Source organism: Paenibacillus vulneris (assembly GCF_039543185.1).
Lineage (GTDB): Bacteria > Bacillota > Bacilli > Paenibacillales > NBRC-103111 > Paenibacillus_S > Paenibacillus_S vulneris.
Window position 1 is genome coordinate 70,755 of sequence record NZ_BAABJG010000031.1, and the last position, 18,547, is coordinate 89,301.

Here is an 18,547-nt window from a genome sequence, read left to right on the forward strand (position 1 = left end):
AAACCGCTATGCGGATGTTACACTAGCGAACTAGCGGCGTCTTCAATGGGGCTCCTGCTTTTCTCGGATACTTTGCCGGTGTCGCCGCTGTCTTCTCAATAACAATAAGATGTCTCTTCGATGCTTCCTCGTCCGGAAGCTCCAAGCGGTGTGTATGTAAGTACTTTCCTTTTAGCTCTTTTAAGCTGAATGCCGCTTCCGCCAGCTCCCCCTCCACTTCACTGCCCTTCATTGCAATGAACTGGCCATGAAGCTTGACGAACGGCAAGCAAAATTCGTTTAATACGGCAAGCCGGGCCACTGCCCGGGCTGTCACCATATCATAATGATCGCGGTGCTCCTTCTGTCGGGCAATATCCTCCGCCCTGCCATGAATGCAGCTCACATCGGTAAGCTTGAGCTCTGATTTCAGATGGTTTAAAAATTGAATTCGTTTGTTCAACGAATCAATAATGGTTATCTGAAGTTGCGGAAAAGCAATCTTTAATGGAATGCTGGGAAAGCCCGCTCCCGATCCTATGTCAGCCAAGCTCCGCTTGTCCTGCAAGCTCGTAAAAAAGGAAACGGAGAGCGAGTCATAGAAATGCTTTGTATAGACTTGCTCTCTCTCCGTAATGCCAGTCAGATTCATCTTTTCGTTCCACTCGACCAATACCTTGAAATACGTTTCAAATTGATCCAGCTGGTATTCGGTTAGATGTATCCCATTCTCTTTAAGCCGATCCTGAAACTGTGCTTGTATAAGATCCATATTAACCTCTGGCTGCAACTACTTTATTATAATGTTCCAAGTGTACGAGAAGGATAGAGATGTCGGCAGGTGTTACACCGGAAATCCGGGATGCCTGACCGATCGAGATCGGACGGATTTTAGCCAGCTTTTGCTTCGCCTCCGTCGCAATTCCGTGGATTTCATCATACTGAATATCGTCAGGAATTTTCTTTTTCTCCATCTTTTTCAACCGGTCAACCTGAGCCAGCTGTTTCTCGATGTACCCTGTGTATTTCACCTGGATTTCCACTTGCTCCATCACTTCTTCCGATAGCTCGATCGAGGATGGTGAAATAGCATGAATATGGGCATACGTTACTTCCGGACGACGAAGAAGCGTAAGCAGATCAACTGAGTTGACCAGCTCAGCGCTGCCAAGAGAAGCCAACATTCCTTGCGCTTCAACCGGCTTCACTTTGGTCGCTTTCAGCCGTTCCAGTTCTTCGGCAATCCGCTGCTGCTTCAGCTGGAACCGTTGGTAACGCTCCTCGCTAATCAAACCAATCTCGTATCCGATCGGCGTCAAGCGTTGATCCGCATTGTCATGTCTCAACAGCAGGCGATATTCCGCACGTGAAGTCAACAAACGATACGGTTCATTCGTTCCTTTCGTAACCAGGTCGTCGATCAGCACACCGATATATCCTTCCGAACGATCTAGAACGACAGGCTCACGCCCTTGAACTTTACGCGCGGCGTTGATTCCCGCCATAATCCCTTGGCCCGCTGCTTCCTCGTAGCCGGAGGTTCCGTTAATTTGACCTGCAGTAAACAAGCCCGATACGACCTTCGTTTCCAAAGAAGGCTTTAACTGCGTTGGGATAACCGCATCATATTCAATAGCATAACCGGTTCTCATCATTTCTACTTTCTCAAGTCCCGGAATGGAGCGAAGAATATCCAACTGGACATCCTCCGGCATACTGGTGGAAAGACCTTGGACATAGTACTCCGAAGTATGGCGTCCTTCCGGCTCCAGGAAGATTTGATGCTTCGGCTTATCGCTAAAGCGAACGATTTTGTCTTCAATGGATGGACAATAACGAGGTCCTGTTCCTTCAATGGCACCGGAGAACATCGGAGCGCGATGCAGATTATCATTAATAATCTGATGCGTTTGTTCCGAAGTGTAAGTTAGCCAGCATGGCAGCTGGTTCGGTACTTCCTCCGTTGTTTCGAACGAGAAAAATTTCGGTTTCTCGTCCCCGGGTTGGATCACGGTTTTGCTGAAATCAATCGTGTCCTTGTGCACCCGCGGCGGAGTTCCTGTTTTAAAGCGAACGAGCTCCAGCCCAACGTCCTTTAGCGATTGCGACAATTTGACCGCAGGCTGCTGGTTGTTCGGACCGCTTTCGTACATCAGCTCGCCCATAATAATTTTGCCCCGCAAATAAGTACCGGTTGTAATGACAACTGCTTTCCCCATATAGCGGGCTCCGGTTTTGGTAATAACCCCTTTGCACACTCCGTCTTCCACGATCAGCTCTTCTACCAGACCTTGGCGGAGCGTCAGGTTCTTCTCGTTCTCCATCGTTTGCTTCATCATATGCTGGTACAAAAATTTGTCCGCTTGCGCCCGAAGCGCATGCACCGCAGGACCCTTCCCTGTATTCAGCATCCGCATTTGGATATAGGTTTTATCAATGTTGCGGCCCATTTCTCCGCCCAATGCGTCAATCTCCCGAACGACATGCCCTTTGGCAGGTCCGCCGATCGAAGGGTTACACGGCATAAAGGCTACCATATCCAGATTGATTGTAATCATCAGCGTTTCACAGCCCATACGCGCTGCGGCCAGAGCCGCTTCACAGCCGGCATGTCCGGCGCCGACGACAATAACATCATATTCACCAGCAGCATAACTCATAATGTACAATACCTCCTCGCCAAAAAAACTATTATTTACCCAAACAAAATTGGGAGAAAATTTGATCTATCAATGAATCGCCTACGGAGTCTCCTATGATTTCCCCAAGGAACTCCCAGGCATTGCGAATATCGATTTGAACCATATCTATCGGAACGAACGCTTCGGTAGCGCTATAAGCTTCCTCCAGTGACCCCTTCGCCTTTTTCAGCAAAGAAATGTGACGTACATTGCTCACATAAGTCAGGTCACTTGATTCTACCTGACCACTGAAGAAAATACTAGCGATAGCTTTTTCCAGATCAACAATCCCCTGCTGCTCCAGCAGCGACATCCGGACGACCCGCTCCGGCGAAAAATGCTGCTCTAGCACGTCCAGCTCAATCTTCTGCGGCAGATCCAGCTTATTCACAATAACAATCGTTTGCTTCTCTTTCAACTGTTCGATCAGAGCAAGCTCATCCTCTTGCAGCGGCTCGGCGCCGTTAAAAACAAGAAGGATCAAATCCGCGTCAGCCAGTGCGCTGCGGGATTTCTCCACACCGATCTGCTCCACTATATCCGATGTTTCCCGAATCCCCGCCGTATCGAGCAGCTTCAGCGGAATCCCGTTCACATTCACATATTCCTCGATGACATCCCGCGTCGTGCCCGGAATATCGGTAACAATCGCCCGATTGTCCTGCGCCAGCGTATTTAATAAGGAGGATTTGCCTACGTTCGGCTTTCCGACAATCGCCGTGACAATCCCTTCCCGCAAAATTTTCCCTTGCTGGGCCGTTCTAAGCAGCTCCTCGATGTGCTCCATCGCCGACGAGCATTTGTCTTTAATGAACGCATTCGTCATTTCTTCCACATCATGCTCCGGATAATCGATGTTGACTTCGATATGAGCCATCAGCTCGACGAGATCATGACGGAGGCCTTTGATCTTTTTGGACAGGCTGCCCTCGGATTGCTTCATCGCAATGCTGTAGGCCCGATCCGATTTGGCCCGGATCAAATCGATCACCGCTTCAGCCTGGGACAAATCGATTCGGCCGTTGAGGAACGCGCGCTTGGTGAACTCACCCGGTTCAGCAAGGCGAACATTGTGCTCCAGCAGCAGATCCAATACTTTTTTCACAGAAATAAATCCGCCGTGACAGCTGACCTCAACAACATCCTCCATGGTAAAAGAACGCGGTGCCCGCATTACAGTAACAAGCACCTCATCGATTCGCTCCATCGTCGATGGATCCTTGATAAATCCGTAATGAACCGTATGAGTCGGTACCTCGGATAGCTTGCTTTTACCGAAAAATACACCGTCTACTGCAGCAACCGCTTCTTCGCCGCTAACCCGTATAATGGCAATCCCGCCTTCTCCTAACGGAGTGGAGATCGCCGCAATGGTATCTTGAATCATAGCTGTATTCAACCTCTTATCTATTCATGTCTGGTACAAACCGAATGACTCCTCTATTGAAAAAAAGCAATGAGTCTTGACGACATCATTGCAGCAATGGTTTATCTGGTAACAATAACGACTCTTCGATTCGGCTCCTCGCCTCTGCTGAATGTGCGAACCTTCGGATGATCCTGGAGCTTCGCATGAATGACCTTCCGTTCTTGGGGCGACATCGGCTCGAGCACCACTTCTTTTTTGGAGCGGATGACTTTCTCGGCCAGTCTCGCCGCCAGCTCCTCCAGCGTCTTTTTCCGGCGCTCGCGGAACTGCTCCGCATCCAGCACGATTCGCATGTGCGAGGAGGAATAGCGATTGGCGACGATGTTCACCAAATATTGAAGCGCATCCAAGGTTTGCCCTCTTCTGCCGATCAGCATTCCCAGCTCCGAACCATATAGATGAAGCTCGAGGCCTTCTTTCGTAGACTTTTGTTCAATGCGGACTTGTACGTTCATCGTTTGGAAAACTTCTTGTAAAAAATGAATGGCTTCTTCAACAGCATCGGGAATCAGCTCCAGCTCTACTTTCGCATCCTTGGCGCCGATTATGCCGAACAGCCCTTTTGAGGGCTGCTCCAACACCTGTATTTTAACCCGATCCTCCGTGGTATTCCATTGCTGAAGGCCATTTCTGACGGCTTCCTCAATCGATTTACCCATGACCACTATTTTTTTCATTTTGAAGGGCCCACCTTATTTTGAGATGCTCCACCATAAATAAAGTATGACTGTACGATAGTAAAGATGTTACTGTAAATCCAGTACAGCGGAAGTGCGGAAGCAAAGTTCATCGCCATCACGAAAATCATGACAGGGAAAATGAACATCAAGCTTTGCATTTGTGGGTTCATCTGGGTCTTCATCATTTTTTGCTGCAAATAAGTCGTCAACGCTGCGAGCAGCGGCAAAACATAGTACGGATCCTTCGCTCCCAGCTGCATCCATAAAAACGAGTGTTCATTTATATGGTGATTACGCATAATAGCATTGTACAAAGCGATCAGAATCGGCATCTGAACGATCAGCGGCAAGCAGCCTGCCAGCGGGTTAACGCCATTGGATTGGAACAGCTTCATGGTTTCTTCCTGCTGCTTCTTAGGATCGTCCTTGTACTTATCTTTAATCTTTTTCATTTCAGGCTGTAATTCCTGCATCCGCTTCGAGCTTCTGTACTGCTTCAGCGTAAGAGGTAATATGATTAATCGGATAATAACCGTTACGACCAAAATGGACAGACCATATTGTCCCCATAGCTGAGCCGCAAACCAGTCCAGAACTTCTGCCAAGGGCCCGACAAAGTACTTGTCCCAAACGCCATTGTTCGGATCGATTGGAGTTGTCGCCGGAGTACATCCTGCAAGGAGAAGAAACAGGAATGAAAGCGGCAAATAGGTTGCAAGTCGACGAGTCAAAATAATATCCTCCTAGATTCATCTTTTCCAATAATAAACTATATCATATCTCCTCATAAAAAAGAAATGAAATCGGGTTATTTTCGCGTTAAAAGCGAGGCCCTTTTAAAGACGTGGAGGATACTCTTTTCCGTTTCCTGATAAGATAATCCCACAACGGGCTTGCGCGCAATCAGAATAAAATCGTAACCGCATGCAAAACGCTCCTTGTTCAAACGGACAATCTCCTTGACGACACGGCGAATCCGGTTGCGGACGACGGCATTGCCAAGCTTCTTGCTGACCGAGATCCCCAAGCGGAACGACTCCAGCCGCGGCTGCCGATAATAATATAGTACAAACTGATGATTTGCCATCGATTTGCCGCCGCGGTACACCTTGTCGAAATATTCTCTTTTCGTCAACCGATTTTTCTTTTCCACAATGAACTCTCCATCTTCGTCACGATCAGAAACGCCAAAACAATACTATCCTGCGCCAAATCCGGCCGTTTTATAACAACGCATCCCAGCAGGGCTGCAACTTTGAGCTGCTGGACCTTCCTTAGGAACATATTCCCCTTTTATCCCGTTACAAACAAAAAAGACCACCTGACAGTGGCCTTTTGTATTATGCGCTCAATACTTTTCTTCCTTTTAAACGACGAGCAGCGAGTACTTTACGACCATTCTTCGTACTCATTCTCTTACGGAAGCCGTGTACCTTCTTATGCTTTCTTACGTTCGGTTTGTATGTTGGTCTCATTGATCTAGCACCTCCTTGAGGAAAATCCATTCCCAAAAATACCTTACAACATTAAACCATTTTATAAGGCAAAAGTCAACGTGCTTCGATTGCAAACTTTTGGCATACAGGCTCGTGGATGAACCTTGTCCTATCCGGCCTCTCTTTGAATGTGGATATTCATCTCTTCACTACCTCATCCACACGGCTCGAAAGATGGCGTCACGTTTTCGTCAAAAATAGGTATCCACAGCCTCGAACGGCCGCATTTCGCCAGCAAAAAACAGCCTGTGAATAAAAAAAGTGCGCATATGCGCAGGTTTTGTCGAACTAATAACATTTTATAAACAATATCTTGTGTTGTTGATAAAAGTTACACACAAGCTATAGAAGATGTGGATAAATCGAAACAATTCATTGATAATCCGAACATATTTTGATATTATGATAATGCTTATCCTGTGGATAGAGAACGGTTATCAACTATTTTATCAACAGCCTGTGGATATCTTTGTGAACAATTTACATCCCCTCTGTATAAACTATTCCCGCATGCTTCGGGATGCTGTGGATATTTTGCGACACAACCCGCTTTTTTTCTACATCCGTATGGCTTATGCCTCACCGCTTATTTTTTTGAAGGAGTGAATACATTGTGGAAAGCCATCCAAACGAGCAATGGCAGCAAGTCCTTTCCATTATTCAGACTAGGCTGAGTAAACCAAGCTACGAAACCTGGTTTACATCCACAAGAGCCGTCATTTTCAACGAATCCAAAGTCGTTATCTGTGCGCCGAACAATTTTGCCAGAGAGTGGCTTGAGAACCGGTACACCAAGCTGATTAAGGATACGATTTTCGATTACATTGGAAAGCCGGCGGAAGTGAAATTCATTATCGAATCCGAAGAAGAGAAAGCTGCAAGCACTCCCTCCTCCACTCCGAACATCCCGGTGAAAGCCCAGTCCGCAGTCCCAGAAGAAACGTTCAGCCATATGATGAACCCGAAGTATACCTTCGATACGTTTGTTATCGGGTCAGGGAATCGTTTTGCTCATGCGGCTTCGCTTGCTGTGGCCGAAGCGCCGGCGAAGGCTTATAATCCGCTGTTTTTGTACGGGGGCGTTGGACTTGGTAAAACACACTTGATGCATGCCATAGGCCATTACGTGTTGGAGCATAATCCGAGCGCCAAAGTGCTGTATATTTCTTCCGAGAAATTTACCAATGAATTTATTAACGCGATCCGCGACAACCGCGGCGAAAGCTTCCGCAACAAATACCGCAACATCGACGTGCTGCTTATAGATGATATTCAGTTTCTTGCTGGAAAAGAACAAACGCAGGAAGAATTTTTCCATACATTTAACGCGCTGCACGAGGAACGCAAGCAAATCATTATCTCCAGTGACCGGCCTCCCAAGGAGATTCCGACCCTGGAGGAACGGCTGCGCTCCCGCTTCGAATGGGGCTTGATTACCGATATCCAGCCGCCGGATCTGGAGACGCGGATTGCGATTTTGCGGAAAAAGGCGAAGGCGGAAAACCTGGAAATTCCTAATGAGGCGATGGTTTACATAGCCAACCAGATCGATACGAACATTCGGGAGCTCGAGGGTGCCTTGATTCGTGTCGTCGCCTATTCGTCGCTGATCAATGAGGACATCACGTCTCATCTGGCCGCCGAAGCGCTGAAGGATATCATTCCGAGCAGCCGTCCCAAGGTCATTACGATTCAAGATATTCAACAAAAGGTCGGCGAGTTCTACGGCTTGAAGATGGAGGATTTCAAAGCGAGGAAACGGACGAAAATGGTCGCTTATCCGCGCCAGATCGCTATGTATCTTGCCCGGGAAATGACTGATTTTTCATTGCCGAAGATCGGCGAGGCTTTTGGCGGACGGGACCATACTACCGTGATTCATGCCCACGAGAAGATTTCGGAGGCGCTGAAGAACGATCACGAGTTGAACAAGATTATTCAGAATCTGATGGAAAAGGTAAGAAACATCACGGCCTAAGTCTGAGCATACAATGTGATGTCAGTCGTTGTTGCAAAATTATATAGCCTTCGCGGTATGAAGAGCAGCTCCCGGCGGGTCGGTTCGTTATTTGGAGCTGGCTTTTCGCATCTGGATAATTATAAGCCTATGCACAAACTATTCACATGTGGATAGGCTTTTGCTTTGTAGCTTTTCTCCACATATCCACATATCCCTAGGCCCTACTACTATTACTAATAAAAAAAAGGTATTATAGATGTATATGGCATCTCCATCATTTTCGTAACCATAGGAGTGACAAAATGAAGTTAACTATTTTAAAAGAACATTTGAACGAGTCGATTCAGCACGTTTCCAAAGCCATTTCCAACAAAACAACCATTCCCATCTTGACCGGGATTAAAATAGACGCCGATGCCAACGGTATGACCTTAACAGCAAGCGATACCGATATCTCGATTCAAAGCTTTATACCTATTGAGAAAAACGAATTGAGCATTATAGAATTGGAACGCCCGGGCAGCGTAGTCCTTTCTTCCAAGTTTTTCGTAGAGATTGTAAGAAAGCTTCCGGCGCAAGTAGTAGAGATTGAAGTGAAGGATCATTTTCAAACAACGATTCGTTCCGGATCTTCGGAGATTCAATTGGTGGGTCTCGATCCGGAGGAATACCCTACCCTTCCAAGCATTGAGGAAAACAGACGGATTCAGATGCCTAGCGATCTGCTTAAAACCATGATCAAGCAGACGTCTTTTGCCGTTTCCACCAATGAATCTACGCCTATTTTGACAGGGATTTTGTGGACGATCGCCGACCGCAAGCTCAAGTTTACGGCATGTGACCGGCACCGCCTGGGAAGCCGCGAAACAAGCATTGAGGTCGATGCGGACTTCCATCTAGGTAACGTATCGATTTCCGGTAAGACGCTGAACGAGCTGTCCAAAATTTTGCCGGACCAGAACACGCTGATCGATATCATTTTCGCGGAAAACCAGGTGTTGTTTAAGTTAAGCTCCATTTTGTTCTACACCCGGATTTTGGATGGTACCTATCCGGATACGTCGAAGCTGATCCCCCAATCGTATCAAACCGAGCTCGTCATCAATGCCCAGCAGCTTGCAGAAGCGATCGACCGCGCCTATTTGCTGTCCAGGGAAGAGAAAACGAACATCGTTAAGCTCATTATGCGTGAGGATCACACAATTGAAATTTCGTCCAGCTCCTCCGAGCTGGGTAAAGTAACGGAGCAGCTGGAGGTAACCAGCTTAACCGGCGAATTGCTGAGAATATCTTTCAACTCCAAATATATGCTGGACGCGTTAAAAGTCATGGACGGCGAGCTGATCCGCATTGGATTTACCGGCGCCATGCAGCCCATCATCATTCGGCCGGAGGAAACTTCAAGTCTGCTGCAGCTGATCCTGCCGTACCGGACAACGAATTAACGTTGAAAAAGGAGCAGTACTCACATGAAAACGATCCACATTCATACGGACTATATTACTTTGGGGCAATTTCTGAAGCTGGCGGACTGCATATCCACAGGTGGACAAGCCAAAAGCTTCCTGCAGGAAACGGAAATTTGGGTTAACGGGGAACAGGAGAATCGCCGCGGCAAAAAGCTCGTCCATCAGGATCGGATTCGCGTGGAAGGCTGCGGCGAGTTCCAGGTGGTACGCAGCTAAGAGGCTTCGAAGCGGCTGCGCTATCGCAGGAGCCTGTTAGGAGGAAATGCTTTGCAATTAAAAAAGCTGTCTTTACAGCATTACCGCAACTATAACGAGGTTACTTTCGAAACCGGACATATGGTCAATATCATCGTAGGCCCCAATGCGCAAGGGAAGACGAACCTGTTGGAGTCCATTTTTGTGCTGGCATTGACCAAATCGCATCGGACACACCAGGATAAGGAGCTTATCCAGTGGGATTCGTCTCATACCTTGCTGCATGGCGAGGTGGACAAAAAGTACGGCTTATGCCAGCTGGACCTGACCATATCGCAGCAGGGCAAGAAGGCGAAGATCAATGGCCTGGAGCAAAAAAAGCTCAGTAATTTCATAGGTTCTCTGAACGTGGTCATGTTTGCCCCGGAGGATCTTGAGATTGTCAAAGGCTCCCCTTCGGTGCGCCGCCGGTTCTTGGACATGGAGATTGGGCAGGTTCATCCTGCCTATTTGTACGATTTGTCGCAATATCAGAAAATATTGGCGCAGCGGAACAATTATTTGAAACAGCTGTTCACCTCCAAGGACAGCAAGGCCGGGATGCTGGAGGTTTGGAATGAACAATTGGCGACCTTCGGTGTTAAAATTATCAAAAAACGTCAAAGCTTTATAAAGAAGCTGCAAGCCTGGGCAGAAAAGATTCATTCGGGCATTACTGCGGGGAACGAACAGGTGCGAATCGCCTATTCTACCGCGTTCGATCCGGCGGTTTTGGAAGATGAACCTGTTTTATTCGACCAATTTATGATAAAGTTATCACAGGTGAAAGAACAGGAATTGCGGCGTGGTGTGACTTTAGTAGGCCCTCATAGGGACGATTTATTGTTTTATATTAATGACAAGGAAGTGCAGACGTTCGGCTCCCAAGGCCAGCAAAGAACAACAGCACTCTCTTTGAAGCTGGCTGAAATTGAACTGATTCGGGAGGAAGTCGGCGAATATCCCATCCTTCTCTTGGATGATGTATTATCCGAGCTTGATCGTTATAGACAAACGCAGCTCATCGAAACATTCCAAAACAAGGTTCAAACTTTCATAACAACGACCGGAATCGAAAGTGTGGACCTTGGCAAGCTCGACAGTGCTTCTGTCATTCATGTTCGAAACGGAAGCTTAACATAGTAAAGCCTCACTGATAAGGAGATGGCCGACGATGTTCATCCATTTAGGCGGAGAAAAAATCATTCGCGCATCCGAGCTCGTTGCTATATTTGATCTATCCATTGAGAAATCTTCAAAAATATCAAAGCAGTTCGTCAGCTATGCACTCAAAGAAAAGAAGGTCGAGGTTATCGGCGAGGAAGAAAGCAAATCGCTTGTGGTGACGCAATCGAAGGTGTACTACTCTCCTATCTCCTCCATGACTTTGAAGAAACGGGCGAATCATCTTTTAACAAACTAGATATTACCTTGGAAAAGTGGGTGTCAACATGTCTGTGAATCAAAACACGTACGATGAAAGTCAGATACAGGTACTGGAAGGCCTTGAAGCCGTTCGGAAGCGTCCGGGGATGTATATCGGTTCAACCAGTGGAAAGGGCCTTCATCACCTTGTGTGGGAAGTCGTCGATAACAGTATTGACGAAGCTTTGGCCGGTTTCTGTACCAAGATCGAAGTGATCGTGCATAAGGACAACAGTGTTACGGTTATTGACAATGGTCGGGGCATTCCAGTCGGAGAAAATCCGAAATTAAAAAAATCAACGGTTGAAGTCGTCCTTACCGTGCTGCATGCAGGCGGTAAATTTGGTGGTGAAGGCTATAAGGTATCGGGTGGACTTCACGGGGTAGGTGTGTCTGTAGTTAACGCCCTTTCCAAAAAGCTTATAGTGAAAGTAAAAATGAAGGGGCAAGTTTACCAGCAGGAGTACCACCGCGGCGTACCTCAATATGATTTGAAAGTGGTAGGAGAATCGGATGAAACCGGTACGACTATTACGTTCTGGCCGGACGAGGAAATTTTCAAAGAAACGACGGAGTATGATTACGAAACGCTGCAATCCCGTATCAGAGAGCTGGCATTTCTCAATAAAGGCATCGAAATTATCCTGACGGACGAACGTTCAGATGTATCCCAAACCTTTAAATATGACGGCGGTATTGTCTCCTTCGTCGAATATTTGAACCGGAACCGCGAAGCGCTGCATCCGCCGATTTATACAGAGGGCTCCAAGGATCTTATTCAGGTTGAAATCGCGCTTCAGTACAACGATAGCTATACGGAGAACATTTATTCGTTTGCCAATAACATTAATACGCATGAGGGCGGCACCCATGAATCCGGATTTAAGAGCGCGCTGACGCGGATATTGAATGATTATGCCCGCAAATATAATGCGATTAAGGATAGCGACTCCAACTTATCCGGGGATGATGTGCGTGAAGGCTTGATCGCCATTATTTCCGTCAAAATTCCGGAGCCTCAGTTTGAAGGACAGACGAAGACAAAGCTCGGCAACAGTGAAGTCCGGGGCATTGTGGAATCGTTGTTTTCGGAAAAGTTAATGGAATTTTTGGATGAAAATCCTGCCGTTGCAAAGAAAATCGTTGAAAAAGGCGTCCAAGCGGCAAGAGCGCGCGAAGCGGCCCGTAAAGCCCGGGAACTGACGCGGCGCAAAAGCGCCCTAGAGGTCAGCTCCTTACCTGGGAAGCTGGCGGACTGTTCCTCCAAAGATGCTTCGATCAGTGAAGTCTACATCGTAGAAGGTGACTCTGCGGGCGGCTCCGCCAAGCAGGGACGCGACCGCCATTTCCAAGCGATCCTGCCTATCCGCGGTAAAATTTTGAACGTAGAGAAGGCAAGATTGGATAAAATATTGTCCAGCCAAGAGATTCGGGCTATTATTACGGCGCTGGGTACAGGAATCGGTGAAGATTTCGATATTACCAAAGCCCGTTACCATAAGGTCATTATTATGACCGATGCCGACGTGGACGGGGCGCATATTCGTACTCTGCTTCTTACGTTCTTCTACCGGTACATGCGCAAAGTGGTTGAAGCGGGATATATTTACATCGCTCAGCCGCCTCTATACAAGCTGGAACGGGGCAAGACGGTTCGTTACGCCTACAATGACAGGCAGAAGGATCAGATCATGCAGGAGTTCGGTGACGGCGTTAAGGTCAACGTACAGCGGTACAAAGGTCTTGGAGAGATGGACCCTACCCAATTGTGGGAAACGACCATGGATCCGGATAGCCGTACGCTGCTGCAGGTGAACATCCAGGATGCGATGGACGCCGATGCCATCTTTGACGCACTGATGGGCGAGAATGTCGAACCGCGCAGAGACTTTATTCATCAGCATGCGAAGTTCGTTAAGAACCTCGATATTTAGCAAGACTGAAGGAGCCTTGAATGAATGGGATGCAGAAAGCCGGATTATGGCTGCTTATCGTTGTTCTGCTGTGGCTTACTCCGGGAATATTCCAGCAAGCCCCTCTGACTGTATATAAGGACCGGGTATCCGTGATCGCTTACCACCACATTGATGATCAGACGGTGGGCGATGTTACGATCAAGACGGAATTGCTTCGAGAGCAGCTGACGGATTTGCTGCAGCGGGGCTATCATTTTATTAGTTTGACTCAGTTCAAAGAGTATTTGGCAGGAGGGCCAGTCCCTCCTAATGCTGTTCTGGTCACCTTCGACGACGGCTACCAGAGCTTTTATACTCGTGCTTACCCCATACTGAAGGAATTGAACATTCCCGCCGTTAATTTTGTTATTACGAAGGACTTGGAGCAGCCTTTGAGGAGCCTTATCCCCTCCTTATCCAAAGATGAAATCAGGCACATGACACGGGAAATGGCGGGGATTGACGTTCAGTGCCATACGGACAGCTTGCACGACCGGGCGCCGAATGGCGGCGCATTATTCACGACCAAGCTGACTAATGCACAAGGAGTCGTCGAGACCGAACAACAGTTCGAACAGCGGATTATGGACGATACGCAGCTGTGCCGCAAAAAGCTGGGAGAATTGTATAACCGGCCTATCGATTCCTTCGCCTATCCGTTTGGGATCTACGATACCAGATCGGCCGATTTATTGAATCGTTCTGGAATTCATTATGCTTATACTACCGTGAGTGGAATTGCTTCGCGAAATACGGACCCTATGCAAATTCCCCGGATTAACGCAGGCAGTCCTTTTGTCAAAGCGAATTCATTAAATAATTTAATTATACAAAGATTACACGGTCTTTAATGGTGTAGGCCACGGAGGAAGCTGCATGCAACAGCAATAAATGCTGACGAAGTGGTTAAGCCAAGGCAAACTTGCAGGAGGTAAACAATGTCCGACGAACAGCGCTCACAAGTTAAAGAAATCGATATCAGCTCGGAGATGCGTACATCCTTTTTGGATTATGCGATGAGCATTATCGTAAGCCGTGCCCTGCCGGATGTCAGGGACGGGCTGAAGCCGGTGCATCGCCGTATTTTGTTCGCCATGTCTGAGCTCGGAATGTATTCGGACAAGCCGTACAAGAAGTCGGCAAGAATCGTCGGTGAAGTTATCGGTAAGTATCACCCGCACGGGGATGCTCCCGTATATGAAACGATGGTACGGATGGCGCAGGATTTCTCCCTCCGCTACATGCTGGTAGATGGACATGGTAACTTTGGTTCCATTGACGGCGATTTCGCCGCTGCAATGCGGTATACCGAGGCCCGGCTGTCCAAGATAGCCATGGAGCTTTTGCGTGACATTAACAAAGAGACGGTCAATTTTGCACCCAACTATGACGGTGAGGAGCAGGAACCGGTTGTTCTCCCCGCCCGTTTTCCTAACTTGTTGGTCAACGGAAGCTCCGGTATTGCTGTAGGGATGGCAACAAATATCCCTCCTCATAACTTAGGAGAAGTTATAGACGGCATTCAGCAAATGATAGAGAATCCGGACGTCACTCCTATGGAGCTGATGCAGTCGATTAAAGGCCCGGATTTCCCTACTGCCGGATTTATTTTAGGTCGCGAAGGCATACGCCAGGCTTACAATACGGGCCGCGGCTCCGTAACTATGAGAGCTAGAGCAACCATTGAGGAAAACAACAACAAAGCTCGCATTATCGTTCATGAGCTGCCATATCAGGTTATTAAAGCACGTTTGATCGAGAAAATCGCAGAGTTGGTGCGCGAGAAGAAAATCGAAGGCATTACCGACCTGCGAGATGAATCCGACCGTAACGGGATGCGGATTGTTATCGAGCTGCGTCGCGATGTGAACCCTAATGTTGTATTGAATAACCTTTACAAGCATACTGCTTTACAATCCAACTTCGGTATAATTATGCTGGCTTTGGTTAACGGCGAGCCTAAGGTTATGAACCTGAAGGAAATGCTCTATCACTATTTGGAGCATCAAAAAGAAGTTATCCGCCGCCGTACCGAATATGAATTGCGCAAAGCGGAAGCCAGAGCTCATATTCTCGAAGGCTTGCGGATTGCACTCGATCATTTGGATCAGGTCATTGCGCTAATCCGTTCTTCTCGGACTACTGAAGAAGCACGCGATGGCTTAATGACTCAATTCGAGCTCAGCTTGGATCAGGCTCAGGCCATTCTGGACATGCGTCTACAGCGCTTGACAGGATTGGAACGCGAGAAGATTGAAGAGGAATATGCGGAGCTGCTGAAGAAAATCGCTGAATATAAAGCGATTCTGGCTGACGAGCAGCTGGTATTGGCTATCATCAGCGAGGAGCTTCGCGAAATTAAAGAGAAATTCGGCGATGAACGCCGTTCTGAGATTACCGTAGGTGAAGAAAGCATCGAGGATGAGGATCTCATCCCTCGTGAAGATGTTATCATCACCATTACTCATACCGGCTATATCAAGAGATTGCCTGTTTCCACCTATCGTAGTCAAAAGCGCGGCGGTAAAGGCGTCATCGGTATGGATACGAAGGATAAAGACTTCGTGGAACATTTGTTCGTGACGAATACGCATCACTTCCTGATGTTCTTCACGAACAAAGGGAAGGTATACAAGCTGAAGGCTTACGAGATTCCGGATCTCAGCAGAACAGCAAGGGGAACGCCGATCATTAACCTCCTTCAAATCGAGCAAGGAGAAACGATTAACGCCGTTATTCCGGTTGAGAGCTTCGAGTCCGAACAGTATCTGTTCTTTGCAACCAAGAATGGCTTAGTTAAGAAGACTCCGCTGAATGACTATAGCAACATCCGTAAAGGCGGATTGATCGCCTTAACGCTTCGTGAGGATGACGATTTGATCGGCGTGAAGCTGACGGACGGCAACCAAACGATCATTATGGGGACGAAACAAGGGATTTCCATCCACTTCCCTGAAGAAGAAGTGCGTTCCATGGGACGTTCGGCTACCGGGGTAAAAGGGATTAACATCGGTGACGACGATGCCGTTATTGATATGGACGTTGTTCATCCGGATAACAGTGTCTTGATCGTAACCTCCAAAGGCTTCGGGAAACGGACTCCGGTATCGGAATACCGTCTGCAGTCCCGCGGCGGTAAAGGGATCAAAACCCTTAACGTTACGCCGAAGAACGGCCCTGTCGTAGGCCTCAAAATCGTTCAGGATGATGAGGATCTGATGATCATTACGGCACTTGGAACGATTATTAGGACAAGCATGTCGGGCATCTCCATGATGGGACGCTATACCCAAGGGGTTAAGCTGATCAACATTCGCGATGAAGATGAAGTATCTACGGTTGCGCGAGTGGAGAAAAGCGAGGAATCATCGGATGAACAGGACGGCGAAGAAAACAGCATAGAAACGAATGAGCCGGGTGAAGGTGAGGAGTAATTTCTCTTCATCGGTTGTCTTGGAGCGAAATACGTTTTTTTGGTAAATGAACAAAGAATGGGGGTTACATCCCCATTCTTTTTCGTTTAAAATAAAATGGAATTGATAGAAAGTAAGGTGAGAACGATCGATGGCGACGGTTCCCGTATCTCAGTTAAAACCCGGTGAAAAAATATTGGATAACGTGCAAACCAAGCGAGGAAACGTATTATTCTACAAAGGGAAAGTCATTTCGGATAAGGATATAGAAATCCTAAGAGCGTTCCTCATTCCTACCGTCTCTATAGAATCTAAGACCAATGAGCAGGAGAATGCTAAGGAAGCAGTATCTGAGGAGCCTGTAAGGACCGTACACCCGATTTATGTGGAGTACGATAAAATGCTCGCTCTGCTTAAAAAAGTATTCACCTCCGTCAGCGGGCAAAATCCGCCGATCTTGGAGATCAGGACGCAATTAGAGGCCCTGATACAGCATATAGATCATTATCGGATTTTGACATTTGAACCAAGAGTGTTTCAGCTTCAGGATTACCTTTATCATAACAGCATTATGGTGAGTCTAACCTCTTATTGCTTGGCCAAGTGGAGCGGGATGCCGCAAAAGGATCTCATGCCCGTGGCTCTTGGAGGCTTACTGCACGACATAGGTAATGCCAAAGTCGATCCATCCATATTGTCCAAGCCAAACAAGCTGACAGCCGATGAAATCGAAGAAATGAAGCAGCATACTGTTATTGGCTATAATCTATTAAAGAATGTGGCTGCCATCAATGAGGGCGTCAAACTATCCGCACTGCAGCATCATGAACGGGAAGACGGATCAGGCTATCCGATGGGAACCAAGGGAGATAAAATCCATCCTTACTCCAAAATTATTGCCATTGCCGATATATTTCACGCTATGTCCTCCGCCCGTTATCATAAAAAAGCGATATCTCCATATCTTGTGCTGGATCAGCTTTTTAACGAATCGTTCGGCAAACTGGACCCTGCTTTAGTTCAGACCTTCATTCAAAAAGTTACCCAGTTCCATAACGGCGTTCTGGTCAAATTAAATGATAACCGAATCGGGGAGATCGTATTCTCAGACAGAGCCCATCCTACGAGACCATGGATTAACGTCAATGGCCAGATCATCAATCTAACGGTAGAGCGCCAATTATATATTCAAGATGTAATTCAAAAATAAGTAAGCATGTCTTGCAATACTTTTCAAAGTGGAAAAAGATAGACTTGACTCTTGATATACATATATGATAAATTAATCTTCGCTGCTTGAGGCGAAGGTTTTTTTATGAGTGGAAAAAATTAAAATAAAAAAACACTTGCAATTGAGTAGGCGAATGTGTTATATTATAAAAGTCGCCGCTAAACAAGGTGACACAAAATGACAGAGCGAGCATTTGGGAGTTTTGTCGAGATATTGTCCTTTGAAAACTGAACAACGAGTGAATGTTTGAACAGAGAATGAAAATTCTCGCTAGCATTGAATTTTGAGCTTAAGACAAGCTCTAATATAAGTCACTTCGGTGACACTTTATTGGAGAGTTTGATCCTGGCTCAGGACGAACGCTGGCGGCGTGCCTAATACATGCAAGTCGAGCGGTCCCTTCGGGGATAGCGGCGGACGGGTGAGTAACACGTAGGCAACCTGCCTGTAAGATCGGGATAACTATCGGAAACGATAGCTAAGACCGGATAGCTGGTTCTCTCGCATGAGAGGATCATGAAACGCGGGGCAACCTGTGGCTTACAGATGGGCCTGCGGCGCATTAGCTAGTTGGTAGGGTAACGGCCTACCAAGG

General features: G+C 47.2%; 16 protein-coding genes and 1 rRNA gene. 10 read left to right on the forward strand and 7 right to left on the reverse strand.

The window, feature by feature from the left end; genetic code table 11:
- Positions 1-22 precede the first annotated feature (22 nt).
- The 7 genes from rsmG to rpmH all read right to left on the reverse strand — a co-directional run bounded on the left by rsmG (position 23) and on the right by rpmH (position 6,244).
- Positions 23-751, reverse strand: coding sequence for a 16S rRNA (guanine(527)-N(7))-methyltransferase RsmG (gene rsmG / locus ABEA66_RS26960; RefSeq protein WP_345592444.1), 729 nt, complete (start codon positions 749-751; stop codon positions 23-25).
- A 1-nt stretch (position 752) separates the two neighbouring features.
- Complete coding sequence (mnmG, locus tag ABEA66_RS26965; protein ID WP_345592446.1) at positions 753-2,639, reverse strand: tRNA uridine-5-carboxymethylaminomethyl(34) synthesis enzyme MnmG; 1,887 nt, start codon at positions 2,637-2,639, stop codon at positions 753-755.
- 31 nt (positions 2,640-2,670) lie between these two features.
- The gene (mnmE, locus tag ABEA66_RS26970) at positions 2,671-4,047 is read right to left on the reverse strand and encodes a tRNA uridine-5-carboxymethylaminomethyl(34) synthesis GTPase MnmE (protein ID WP_345592448.1); all 1,377 of its coding nucleotides are present in this window, start codon (positions 4,045-4,047) and stop codon (positions 2,671-2,673) included.
- 101 nt (positions 4,048-4,148) lie between these two features.
- Complete coding sequence (gene jag / locus ABEA66_RS26975; protein WP_079911436.1) at positions 4,149-4,766, reverse strand: RNA-binding cell elongation regulator Jag/EloR; 618 nt, start codon at positions 4,764-4,766, stop codon at positions 4,149-4,151.
- Positions 4,763-5,500: a membrane protein insertase YidC gene (gene yidC, locus ABEA66_RS26980; protein WP_079911438.1), complete on the reverse strand. Its 738-nt coding sequence runs from the start codon at positions 5,498-5,500 to the stop codon at positions 4,763-4,765. Before yidC ends, jag begins: the two co-directional genes overlap by 4 nt.
- A 77-nt stretch (positions 5,501-5,577) precedes the next feature.
- Complete coding sequence (gene rnpA, locus ABEA66_RS26985; RefSeq protein WP_079911439.1) at positions 5,578-5,922, reverse strand: ribonuclease P protein component; 345 nt, start codon at positions 5,920-5,922, stop codon at positions 5,578-5,580.
- Positions 5,923-6,109: 187 nt separating this feature from the next.
- On the reverse strand, positions 6,110-6,244 hold the full coding sequence (gene rpmH, locus ABEA66_RS26990) for a 50S ribosomal protein L34 (protein ID WP_028550661.1): 135 nt from the start codon (positions 6,242-6,244) through the stop codon (positions 6,110-6,112).
- A 634-nt stretch (positions 6,245-6,878) separates the two neighbouring features.
- Between rpmH and dnaA the strand changes: the two genes are divergently transcribed.
- From dnaA to ABEA66_RS27040, 10 genes are all read left to right on the forward strand, one after another.
- A complete protein-coding gene (dnaA, locus tag ABEA66_RS26995) occupies positions 6,879-8,243 on the forward strand; it encodes a chromosomal replication initiator protein DnaA (RefSeq protein WP_079911440.1) in 1,365 nt (454 codons plus the stop codon).
- A gap of 284 nt (positions 8,244-8,527) precedes the next feature.
- A complete protein-coding gene (gene dnaN, locus ABEA66_RS27000) occupies positions 8,528-9,670 on the forward strand; it encodes a DNA polymerase III subunit beta (RefSeq protein WP_079911441.1) in 1,143 nt (380 codons plus the stop codon).
- A 24-nt stretch (positions 9,671-9,694) separates the two neighbouring features.
- Entirely contained in the window at positions 9,695-9,910 is a 216-nt protein-coding gene (gene yaaA, locus ABEA66_RS27005) for a S4 domain-containing protein YaaA (RefSeq protein ID WP_345592457.1), read from the forward strand.
- Between the two features lie 51 nt (positions 9,911-9,961).
- A complete protein-coding gene (gene recF / locus ABEA66_RS27010) occupies positions 9,962-11,071 on the forward strand; it encodes a DNA replication/repair protein RecF (RefSeq protein WP_192703197.1) in 1,110 nt (369 codons plus the stop codon).
- 31 nt (positions 11,072-11,102) lie between these two features.
- On the forward strand, positions 11,103-11,351 hold the full coding sequence (gene remB / locus ABEA66_RS27015; protein ID WP_192703198.1) for an extracellular matrix regulator RemB: 249 nt from the start codon (positions 11,103-11,105) through the stop codon (positions 11,349-11,351).
- Between the two features lie 28 nt (positions 11,352-11,379).
- Positions 11,380-13,287, forward strand: coding sequence for a DNA topoisomerase (ATP-hydrolyzing) subunit B (gene gyrB / locus ABEA66_RS27020; RefSeq protein WP_079911445.1), 1,908 nt, complete (start codon positions 11,380-11,382; stop codon positions 13,285-13,287).
- Between the two features lie 20 nt (positions 13,288-13,307).
- Positions 13,308-14,159 (forward strand): polysaccharide deacetylase family protein, encoded by an 852-nt coding sequence (locus ABEA66_RS27025; RefSeq protein ID WP_345592462.1) that lies wholly within the window; start codon positions 13,308-13,310, stop codon positions 14,157-14,159.
- Positions 14,160-14,246: 87 nt separating this feature from the next.
- Positions 14,247-16,742 carry a DNA gyrase subunit A gene (gene gyrA / locus ABEA66_RS27030; protein WP_079911447.1) on the forward strand — a complete coding sequence of 832 codons (2,496 nt, stop codon included), beginning with the start codon at positions 14,247-14,249 and terminating at the stop codon, positions 16,740-16,742.
- A gap of 130 nt (positions 16,743-16,872) precedes the next feature.
- Positions 16,873-17,931, forward strand: coding sequence for an HD-GYP domain-containing protein (locus tag ABEA66_RS27035; protein ID WP_192703199.1), 1,059 nt, complete (start codon positions 16,873-16,875; stop codon positions 17,929-17,931).
- Positions 17,932-18,279: 348 nt separating this feature from the next.
- Positions 18,280-18,547 (forward strand): 16S ribosomal RNA (locus tag ABEA66_RS27040); the annotation flags it as partial.